The 9,607-nt window shown below is 67.7% G+C and carries 10 protein-coding genes and 1 pseudogene; 2 read left to right on the forward strand and 9 right to left on the reverse strand.

Going from position 1 to position 9,607, the window contains the following annotated elements; all coding sequences use genetic code 11:
• Positions 1-11 precede the first annotated feature (11 nt).
• The 5 genes from QM693_RS27700 to QM693_RS27720 are packed head-to-tail and all read right to left on the reverse strand — an operon-like array spanning position 12 to position 3,385.
• Entirely contained in the window at positions 12-950 is a 939-nt protein-coding gene (locus tag QM693_RS27700; RefSeq protein WP_283353898.1) for a CopD family protein, read from the reverse strand.
• Between the two features lie 5 nt (positions 951-955).
• Positions 956-1,489 (reverse strand): copper resistance CopC family protein, encoded by a 534-nt coding sequence (locus tag QM693_RS27705; protein WP_112301550.1) that lies wholly within the window; start codon positions 1,487-1,489, stop codon positions 956-958.
• Positions 1,486-2,154, reverse strand: a complete 669-nt coding sequence (locus tag QM693_RS27710; RefSeq protein WP_283353899.1) for a YcnI family copper-binding membrane protein — start codon at positions 2,152-2,154, stop codon at positions 1,486-1,488. Before QM693_RS27710 ends, QM693_RS27705 begins: the two co-directional genes overlap by 4 nt.
• A gap of 40 nt (positions 2,155-2,194) precedes the next feature.
• On the reverse strand, positions 2,195-2,713 hold the full coding sequence (locus tag QM693_RS27715) for a hypothetical protein (protein ID WP_283332598.1): 519 nt from the start codon (positions 2,711-2,713) through the stop codon (positions 2,195-2,197).
• An 18-nt stretch (positions 2,714-2,731) separates the two neighbouring features.
• Positions 2,732-3,385, reverse strand: a complete 654-nt coding sequence (locus tag QM693_RS27720) for a DUF6474 family protein (RefSeq protein WP_280781925.1) — start codon at positions 3,383-3,385, stop codon at positions 2,732-2,734.
• A 162-nt stretch (positions 3,386-3,547) separates the two neighbouring features.
• Here QM693_RS27720 and QM693_RS27725 point away from each other — a divergent pair, with 162 nt between their 5' ends.
• Together QM693_RS27725 and QM693_RS27730 are read left to right on the forward strand one after the other, a co-directional pair.
• Positions 3,548-5,104 carry a TM0106 family RecB-like putative nuclease gene (locus QM693_RS27725; protein WP_280781962.1) on the forward strand — a complete coding sequence of 519 codons (1,557 nt, stop codon included), beginning with the start codon at positions 3,548-3,550 and terminating at the stop codon, positions 5,102-5,104.
• A 36-nt stretch (positions 5,105-5,140) separates the two neighbouring features.
• Positions 5,141-5,815: a YoaK family protein gene (locus QM693_RS27730; protein ID WP_280781924.1), complete on the forward strand. Its 675-nt coding sequence runs from the start codon at positions 5,141-5,143 to the stop codon at positions 5,813-5,815.
• A gap of 51 nt (positions 5,816-5,866) precedes the next feature.
• Here QM693_RS27730 and QM693_RS27735 read toward each other — a convergent pair whose 3' ends face one another.
• The 4 genes and pseudogenes from QM693_RS27735 to QM693_RS27750 form a co-directional block, all read right to left on the reverse strand.
• Positions 5,867-6,478 carry a hypothetical protein gene (locus QM693_RS27735; RefSeq protein WP_283353900.1) on the reverse strand — a complete coding sequence of 204 codons (612 nt, stop codon included), beginning with the start codon at positions 6,476-6,478 and terminating at the stop codon, positions 5,867-5,869.
• A 175-nt stretch (positions 6,479-6,653) separates the two neighbouring features.
• Positions 6,654-8,939, reverse strand: coding sequence for a TPR repeat domain-containing protein (locus tag QM693_RS27740; protein ID WP_283353901.1), 2,286 nt, complete (start codon positions 8,937-8,939; stop codon positions 6,654-6,656).
• Positions 8,936-9,271: a hypothetical protein gene (locus QM693_RS27745; protein WP_280781921.1), complete on the reverse strand. Its 336-nt coding sequence runs from the start codon at positions 9,269-9,271 to the stop codon at positions 8,936-8,938. Before QM693_RS27745 ends, QM693_RS27740 begins: the two co-directional genes overlap by 4 nt.
• Before the next feature lie 38 nt (positions 9,272-9,309).
• Positions 9,310-9,607 (reverse strand): annotated as a pseudogene (locus QM693_RS27750) (hypothetical protein); the annotation flags it as partial.

The raw sequence follows: 9,607 nt of genomic DNA on the forward strand, positions 1-9,607 counted from the left end.
GTACTCACGGGTCAGGCGGTGGTGGCAAGGGCGGCGGCGAGACCGAACGGAACGGCCATCACCACCACCTCCACGATCGCCCGTCGCAGGGACCCCTCGGCGCTGATCCGGTGCGCGGCCGCCTGCCCGACCCACGTTCGCCGCCACCACCAGCCGAGCCCGAGGAGCGCCGCCAACGCCACCGCCTTGGCGAGCACGATGCGGCCGTAACCGGTGTCGAACAGCGGCGTCACCCCGCCCAGCCGGACCGCGGCGTCGACGATCCCGGTCGCGGTCAGCAACCACACGCACCGCCACGCGACGACGGAATACCGCGGCAGCCACGACGACCAGTCCCCGCGCGACCGGAGCATCAGACCGAGGGCGGCGAGGAGCCCGAACCACACGGCGGCGGCCAGGGCATGGACGACGTCGAGGACCGAGCCGAGAACCTGCTGCGACATGTGGCCGGTGATCGGGCGGGCCACCAGGGCGAGCGCCGCGAGCACCAGCACCGGGACGGGGAGCCGGGCGTCGCTGCGGCGGAACGCGACCGCCGACCACGCGGTGGCCGCGGCCGTGCACACGAGAACGGCGAGGTCGACGCGTCCCGCGCTGATCTCGGTCACGTACGCGCCGAACCGTCCGACCGACAGCTCGGACAATCCCAGGGCGTCGGCCTCCGCCGCCGTCATCGACAGCAGCACCGCCTCGGCGAGCATCCACGCACCGGCGACGGCTGTCGACAACCGCCACAGCCGTTGGTCCCGCACGAGGGGACGGTTGTCCGCGCGACTCCACCAGCCCAGCGCGGCGAGTCCGAGCACCGCCGAACCGAGCACCAGGCACAGCGCCCGGACGGCGCTCGACGGTGACGGGTCTTCCGGTTGCGCCAACGCCCAACCGCATGCGACCCCGACGAGCGATGTGGGTACGGCGAACAGCAGCCAGGACTGTCGCGCCGTACCCACCGTGCTCAGTTCTCGCCGCGAGGCTTGCGGAGCGCGAACCACAGTCCGCCGCCGAACACGAGCACACCGGCAACGATGAACGGCCACAGCGGAACTCCGCCGCTGCCGGATTCACCCGAGCTGTCCGCTGCGGCGCCGGGGGTGCCCGACCCCTCCTCGGTGAGGGTGAACGTGCGGGTTCCGCTCACCGGATGCCCGTCGGCCGACGTGACGCGGAACGCGACGGTGTACACACCGGCCGGTCCCAGTTCGCCGAGTTCGGCACTGACCGTGGGTCCCTCGACGGCCGGGTCACCCTTGGTCCACAGGTTGCCGTCGGGCCCCACCACGGTGAGGGACGCGAACGATTCCTGCAGCGCCTCGTTGAACGTGACGCTCACCCGTTCCGGGCCGGCCGCGATCTCCGCGCCGTTCTCGGGGGTGGAGCTGATCACGACGGAATGGGCGACCGCGGTGCCGGCCCCGAGCATGCTCGCGAGCATGGTCAGGAGCCCGACCGCGATCACCTTCACCGATGTGAAAGTGGTGCGTCTTCTCATGAGCGACGGCTCCGGACCATGGCACCGAGACCGAGGGCCGCACCGAGCGCGCCGAGGACCAGGCCGATGCCGCCCAGCCAGCGGGCGGTGTCGTCGGTGCCGGACGCCGTCGTCTCGGTCTCCTCGGACGTCGTGGCGCCACCCGCGTCGTGGCTGTGGTCTTCACCGCTCGCCGCGGTCAGTGTGAGCGTGGGTGCCGGCTTGTCGGGCTCCGCGCCGTCGGCGCCGACCGCCTGATCCCAGTTGACGACCTCGCCGTCGCTGTACGTCTGGGCGGCCGGGAACGACACCTCGTCCTGCTCCGGCAGCGGTCCGGCGGACAGTTCGAACTGCTGGAACTGGCCGGGCGCCACACCGACACCGGGGTCGGCGGTCCACGTCACGGACTTCGCGAGCTTGGACGTCGGGTCCTTCTCGACGACGGACGTCCACCCCGGCAGCGGTGTGGTGCGGGCCGACTTCAGGTCGGGGAGCGTGACGGTCAGCTTGGTGGTGGACGCCGTCTCGGACTCGGTCGGAACGCGGAATGTCAGGACGGAGTAGCCGCCCTGCTCGGCGCCGGGGGCGACGACGGTCACGTGGGCGGCGGCGACACCGGCCGCGAGCAGCATGGCGCCACCGGCGGCACCGGCCGTGAAAAGGGCACGGGAAACGAGGGAATTCATCGAAGGTCCTTTGAGGGTCTGAACGGAGAAGAGGTGAGAGTCAGACCGGGACCGGGGGACCGCGACGCGAAATGCTCGCGCGCAGCAGGGCGACCACGGGATTCGCGGGACGCGCGGGGACGTGTGCCGTGGTCACCGCCGAGACGGGCTGCGGTGCGCCGCGGAGCACCACCCGCCAGACATGAACGAGGGGGCCGTACAGACGCTCGGCGTTCGCGACCAGCAGGGCGCAGATCGCGGTGGCGGCCGCGTGCGCGGCGAGCATCGGCACGGCCGGGACCACCGAGTGCACGTGCGAGGTGAGCGTCAGTGCGAAGTGTCCGGCCACCTGGCCGACACCGAGGGCACCCATCAGCGCGAGCGGTCCGTGGAAGCGGGCGGGCAGTTGCGCGGTGACCGCACCGACACCGCTGCACGTGACGAGCAGCAGGGTCAGCGCGGCGGATTCGGGGAGGCCGCCCCCGCCGATGCCGTGCGCGGCGACCGCGAGAGCGGCCACGAGCGCGCCGACCGCCGAGCCCCGAAGGGTGGCGGTCGCGGCGGGGCGGGCAGGGGACATTGCGGTGGGTCGGGTCGTTCAGCGCACGCCGAGGCGGGCGAGGAGATCGGCTTCGACTCCGTCGAGTTCGGACGAGATGGCGTGATGAGCGGCCTTGCGGCGGGCCTGCGGCATCTGCTCGGCCGCGCGGACGGCGGTGCTCAGATCACCGAGGCGCTCACGGATCGCGGCGGCGAACTTCTGCGTCTCCGCGTCGTCCGGCTTCTGCCCGAGGATCTCCGTGGTGGAGCTTTCGGCACCGGCGATGCGGGCGCTGAGCTTGGCGCCGTGCCCGGTGAAGTTGGCGAGCTGGTCGATGTCGACGCCCATCCGGTCGGCACGGCGGGCATCGATCTGCCCGCGCACGACCGTGGCGGCCCGGTAGGCGATCGGCAGCAGCACCGGCGTCAGCAGGCGTGCGACACCGAGGTACTTGCGGACGGCGGCGACCGTGAAACCCTTCTGGGCCGCGGCCTTCTCCTCGGCCTTCAACGCAGCGATCTGAGCCTTCTCGACCTTCTTCAGTGACTTCAGCTCGGCAGCCTCGAGCTTGCGGCCGGCCTTGGCGGACTGCTTGTCGCGCTTCCGTTCGTTCTTCGCGCTCAGCTTCGCCTCCACTCCGGCCTTGTGCCTGAGTGCCTTGGCTTCCGCCTTGCGGGTGGCTCGGGACTTACGTTTCTTGAACAACCCCATCGAAAAGACCCCTTTTCCTGGTGTTTCAGCGCAGCCCACGCTACCAACTGCATCCGGTGCTTCGGGATCAGCCTAGGGGAGCACATAATCTTCGTCATCGTGTGTTCCCATATCGGTCAGCAATCAGAACCCGACGCCTCTCCCGGAAAGGCGTCGGGGACGGTGATCGATGCCAGCGCACTGACGCGGTGCCGCCACCGGGTGCACCTCGATGCGGCGTTCCCCGACCAACTCGCGGCCGCGCCCGAGGATCCGGGCGTCCGCCAGCGTCAGGATGCCGCCGCCGCCAAGCGTGAAGACGTCCGCCGGATCCTCACCGGCCACGCACCGGAACGGTGGGTGCAGATCGACACCGAGCAGAGCCTGCGCCTGCGGGCCGAGGACACCCTGGCCGCGTGCGAGGCGGGCGCCGACCGCATCTGGGGAGCCGTACTCCCACTCGACCGGGACGCCGGCCGGCGGGCGCGCTGCGAGATCCTCATCCGTGACGAGGACCACGGCGGGTACATCCCCGTGATCGTCGTCAATCACAAGGTCACCGATCCCGGCCGCGGCGCGCTGACGTCGGACATGTTCGAGTGGCGACCGCGGGAGGACGCGACGCGGAAGCCGCGCAGCCAGGTCCGCGACCAGATGCGCGTCGCGCAGGTGTATCGGATGCTCGAGCGGCACGGGTTCGCGAGTCCGGCCCTGGTGGCCGGCGCGATCGGCTACGGCTCCGACGTCATCTTTGTGCACGACCTCACCACCATCCTCGACGACTACGACGAACGCTTCGCCGACCGGCTCGCCGTCGCCCGCGGGGAATCGGCGACCGTGCCGTCGAGGATCGGCGAATGCCGTTCCTGCCCGTGGTGGCCCGGGTGCGAGGAGCAGTTGACCCAGACACACGACGTGAGCCTGGTGGCCACCGGTTCCCGCGCCGACATGCTGCGCGACGCGGGCTGCCACACCATCGACGACCTCGCGGCGTGGGACCGCGAACCGCTCGAGGACTGGCCGCACGGCGCGTTCGAGGACGCCGTCGTCACCGCGAAGGCGTGGCTCGCGGGAGCACCGCTGGTGCGACGGTTCCCGGAGATCCGGGTGACCCGCGCGGACGTCGAGGTGGACGTCGACATGGAGAGCTACCAGGAACACGGCGCCTACCTGTGGGGCACGCTGCTCAACGTGGACGGGGTGTCGGCGTACCGGCCGTTCGTCAGCTGGGACCCAGTGCCGACGCAGGACGAGGCGCGGTCGTTCGCCGAATTCTGGACGTGGCTGATGGCCGAGCGGGAAGCGGCGGCGCTGAGCGGCAGAACCTTCGCCGCGTACTGCTATTCGCGGTCCGCGGAGGACAAGTGGTTGCTGGACTCCGCCCGCCGGTTCGCCGGGACACCCGGCATCCCCACCGAGGCCGAGATCCGGGAATTCATCGACAGCCCACAATGGGTCGACATCTACCAGGCCATCAGCGACCAGTTCATCTGCCCGGGCGGCAAGGGCCTCAAGAAGATCGCCCCGGTCGCCGGATTCCGGTGGCGCGACGCCGACGCCAGCGGTGAAGCGTCGATGAGCTGGTACCGCGAAGCCGTCGGCTACGACGGCGAACCCGACCTCACCCAGCGCGAACGACTGCTGCAATACAACGAGGACGACGTCATCGCCACGAAAGTACTGCGCGAATGGATGTCGGATCGGGCCGAGAAGGAGATCCCGCTCGCGTCCGACCTCTAGGCTGCAAAGCAGGCCCGATTCGGTAGGGGTGGTCAGGTGGAGGTGCCGAAGACATCCACGACGCTGCGGTTCGCTCTGCTCCTCACCGCCGCGGGCGGCTTCCTCGACGCCTACACCTACATCAGCCGCGGCGGCGTCTTCGCGAACGCCCAGACCGGCAACGTCATCCTCATGGCCATCGACCTGTCGGAGCGGCACTTCCACGCCGCCCGGGCACACCTGTGGCCGATCCTCGCGTTCATCGTCGGTGTCGCGTTCGCGCACCTGCTCAAGAGCGAACTCGCCCACAGCGTCTTCGACCATCCGATCCGGATCGCGATGGTCGCGCAGATCGTCGTCCTCGTCGCGGTCGCGTTCGTTCCCGCAAACGTCCCCAACGCGCTGGTCACCGTTCCCATTGCGTTCGTCGCGGCCATGCAGTTCGGCCTGTTCCGCACCATCGGGTCGCTGTCGTACATCGCCGTCGCCACCACCGGCAACCTCATGCGGTTCACCGAGTCGGCGTATGCCGGATTCATCGAGAAGGTCCCCGAATCGCGTCAGCACACCCGGGTGTACGCCGCCATCGTCAGCAGCTTCGCCGGTGGGGCCGTCGTCGGAGCATTCGCCACCCGCTACTTCGGCGGATCCGCCGCCTGGATCCCCGCCGCCCTCCTGTGCGGAGCCCTCGTGCTGTTCTACATCGACGACAGGCGGCGCCGCCGCCTGTGAGCGGTCGACGAGTCCCTGGACTCCTCAACCGCGCACGGGCGGCGAAGCCGGCTACTCGGAATTCGCGGGCCCGATCCACTCCGGATACTGCACGGCAACAGGCATGGTCGGCGGTTCGAACCCGGCAGGCGGCACGAGGTTGCCGGACGCATTCGGGGCGAACGCCGGGAACTGCTGCTGCCACCAGTCCGTGCAGCCCTGTGGAATGACATCACCATTCAGCCGACGCAGGTAGTGGAGCTTGGTGATCTTCCAGCCCTCGAACACATTCCACGTCGGTACCCGATGCGCGCGGGGATCCTGCTGGGCGGGGTCGGTGTCAGGAACACCCGGCTGGCCCGGGTCGTCGGCGGTTCGCTCGAGTTCGACACGGAATGCGATGTTGAGTCCTTCGACGCTGAGATTCGTTCCCGGATCGGCATGCAGGTTGTAGCTACACACGGTCGCACCGATATCTGGGCCCGACTCTTCGTACGAGGTGATGTGGGCGAAGTTGGTGAGGGGAATTTGCTCGTCCTCACCGGGTTCGAGCCAGGTGAAAAACTCTTCCTTGTCGGGGTTGCCCTGTCGAGCAGGGCCACCGACCGCAGCGGGATACCCGGGAAAGGAGTGGGCCTGACCGACGAACCGTGTGTAGTCGGCGGCCTCATAGGCAGCACGCACCAGCTCAGGACCCCGCTGCATCAGATTGATGCCCGGATTGGCCGACCACACGTTCGTGTAGAGAATAGTGGGTTCCTGTTCTGCGGCTCCGGGTTCACCTCCAACGCTGGGTGCGCAACCTGAGGCAAGGATTGCCGCAGCCGCCACCGTCACGGACCACCGGGAACTCCTGCGCTCAACCGTCATTGCGGACCACATCGTCGTACCCGTTGCGCATGCGTTCGCCATTACCATCTGCTGGATCGCCGAGACGACTGAACATCGTCTGATAGCCATCCTTGAGGAGCGAACGGTTCGCAGGATCGGATTGGACATCCTCCCAACTGCGAAGCTCCCCGGAACTGTCGAATGCCCAAGGAAAGTCGACCTGCGCGGACGGCGGGAGATCCGGTGTCACCCGCAGGATGTTGTAGTAGTCGCGGTAGAAGTCAGGAGCCTCCAGGGGAACGGATGGTGCCGGCCCCGGCGCTTTGCCGATGATGGCGTCCTTCAACGGGTCGCCGCCGGCGTCGATCATGGTGTTGATGAACTCCCCGCCGGGCAGTCGGTCCAGGCCTACGGAGCCGACGCTGGTGAGCGCACCGTAGGCCGCGGCCTTGCGGTCGTAGATGGCCTGCGCCTGCTCGGCCTTGTCGCTGTAGCTGTCCTCGGTCGAGAGGAGTAGCCCCCGGTCTATGAGGCCGTGGATTCGGCCGGCGGTGGAGAGGTCGCCACCGGCCAGGGGTGCCGACGGGTCGTGCGCGTACCGGCCCTCGGCGGCGAGGATTTCCTGCATCGAGGACCGGGTGAAATGTGTACCCGCCTCCGGGTCGGTGTTCATGACGGCGAAGACGTTCGCCGAGCCGCCGAAGTGGTTGTTGTCGGCCGGGTCTGCCCAAGTGCCGATGTCGAATCCGGGGTTCTCCGGTCTGCCGGCACCCGCGAGATCGCCGATGTACGGACTCATGCTGTGAGACACGGTCCGAAGGAGGTCCGCATTGATCTCCCCGACGGATTGCCCGTTGGTTCCGGGTATTCCCCTCAGCGTGTCCCAGTCGGTACTCATGTTCTCGGCGACGGCCGACATGATCTGCCCGCTGCGTGTGGCGGATACGACGTCGGCTCGATTGTCGGGGTCCTCGACTGTGGCCTCGGCGACGCCGAACTGGAACATCGAGGCTGCCGATTGCCCGTTGTCGGACCAGTTGTGCGTGAGGACGTCGCGAACCAGGTTCTGGCCGGTGTCGGGCTGGGTGACAGCGTTCTCGACGGCGATCTTGTCGTCGCCGACGGCGGTGAAGATGCTTTCGGTGATCGCCGTGTTCTCGGTACCTCGACCGTCGACTGTGAAGTACTCGAACGTGTGGTTGGGGTTCTGCTCGTGCGCAACCTGGGCGTCGAGGTACTGGCGACCCACCTCCAGCAGGTGCTGATCGAGGCTGCTGCCTTTCTTGTATTGCGCATCGCCGGCCTGGACGATGTGCGCGATGGCCTGGTTGTCGGCGACACCGTTCAGTTCGACGCTGGCTGCGCCGGTGGATCCGACCATCTTGAAATCGCGGTTCACGAGGTCGTCGCGGGTCAGCGATTCGCGCATCTTGTCGGGTAGCAGGTTCAGGCCGCCATTGGTCGGCACCTGCGAGTCGCCTTTGACGGTGGCGGTGACCTTGTCGTTCGACACGATCTGGAGTGAGTTCGCCAGGGCGCGCCCCGAATCCGAGGGCAGTTGGTCGATGATCTGCTGGATCTCCTGCGGGCTTTTTCCATCCAGCGACCGGCTGATCTGGTTCAGATACTCCATCTGAGACGCAGGGACTGTCGCGGTGTTGCCGGAGTTCACGGCGTCGAGTTGTCCGGATGTCAGTTCCCCGGCCTCAATCAGCCGCCGGACCTGCTCTGGATCCATTCCGGCGGGATCGGACACGAGTTGCGTCCCGTCGGACGCGCCTTGATCGGAGCCCAGTGCCGCGGCTGAAGTGAAGGTGGCCCGTAATCCGTCGCGAGCCGAATTGAGCGCAGCCTTGACGCTCGCGTCGGCAGTCTCCGTCGCCGACGCCGCGTCGACGATCTCGCGTTGCCATCCGGTCATCTCGGTCACGCGATCGTTGTCGGGATCGGGGTTCGCGGGATCGGTGACGGTCAAGTCGTCGGCTACACGGAAACCCGCACACTCCGCGGCCGTGATCGCCATCCGTGCGCGCTGCAGGGGCGCGTCCACATCGTGGAAACCCTGTTTCGCGCGGTTGGCGAGAGCTTCGAGTTGATCCACCACCACAAGGGCTGTCTTCTTGTCGGCGTTCGCTCTGTTCTGGGCGGCCTCGGCGGTCTTACCCTCCCAGTAGGCGTCGTTGACCTTGGTCACGCCGTCGACGTATCGAGTGAAGAGATCTTCGACCTTGGTGCCGAGGGCGATCCAGGCGTCACCGATCTCGGTCAGCGTCGAGGGATTCCAGGATTCGATCTGGGTCCGGGTGATGCTCATGCGTCACCGCTCCAGTCGCCCGTTGCGTTCGTGTAGGCAGTAACGAATCGGTCGGCCGACGATTCGTCCTGGCTGCGGTACTCCTGCGCAACGTGGATCATCACGTCCCCGGTCTCGCCGAGTCTTTCCTTGATCGCTGGGACAAGCGCTCCATCAACGAGATCCGCCGAGATCCCGGCCGCCTCGATGACCGAGGACATCACGCCCCCCACGCTCGACATGAACGGTCCCGCCGCCGGGCCGGTTCTCAAACCGCTCGCCTCGTCGGCAAGCCCGTGCAAGGTTCCCCCCAGCTTTTCGAGCTCATCCAGATCAGCTTTCAACGTTCCCACGAAGCCCCCCTCGTCTGTTCACGAATCGAGAGCAGCGTCTACATAGATCTCATACTATCTGCCACTCGTTTAGCAGACTGTAGAGGTGTATGTGTGTCACGGCTACCCGCATCACCGTGCGGTGGTGTGGGTTTGACCGTGTCCCACACCGACGCTTGTGGTGCAGGAACATGCTGTTTCGGAGTCACCCCCAACCACGGTGTTGCGGCAGGGAGGCTGTGGCGGACCCGGCGATGCCGTGCTCTGCTCGGGGTGGGATTGTTCTTGTCCCGGCACTTGCACACCGGCGCATGCTCGGCGACCCGGATCGTAGGCATCTGACCACGCCGCCGGGTG

Origin of the sequence: Rhodococcus sp. IEGM 1305 (assembly GCF_030058635.1) — a bacterium.
Classification (GTDB): Bacteria; Actinomycetota; Actinomycetes; order Mycobacteriales; family Mycobacteriaceae; genus Rhodococcus_F; species Rhodococcus_F opacus_D.

Bases quoted from the DNA above. Each gene is read 5' to 3' on its own strand.
- QM693_RS27705 (WP_112301550.1), bottom strand. From the start codon at position 1,489: ATGAGAAGACGCACCACTTTCACATCGGTGAAGGTGATCGCGGTCGGG.
- QM693_RS27710 (WP_283353899.1), bottom strand. From the start codon at position 2,154: ATGAATTCCCTCGTTTCCCGTGCCCTTTTCACGGCCGGTGCCGCCGGT.
- QM693_RS27715 (WP_283332598.1), bottom strand. From the start codon at position 2,713: ATGTCCCCTGCCCGCCCCGCCGCGACCGCCACCCTTCGGGGCTCGGCG.
- QM693_RS27720 (WP_280781925.1), bottom strand. From the start codon at position 3,385: ATGGGGTTGTTCAAGAAACGTAAGTCCCGAGCCACCCGCAAGGCGGAA.
- QM693_RS27740 (WP_283353901.1), bottom strand. From the start codon at position 8,939: ATGAGCATCACCCGGACCCAGATCGAATCCTGGAATCCCTCGACGCTG.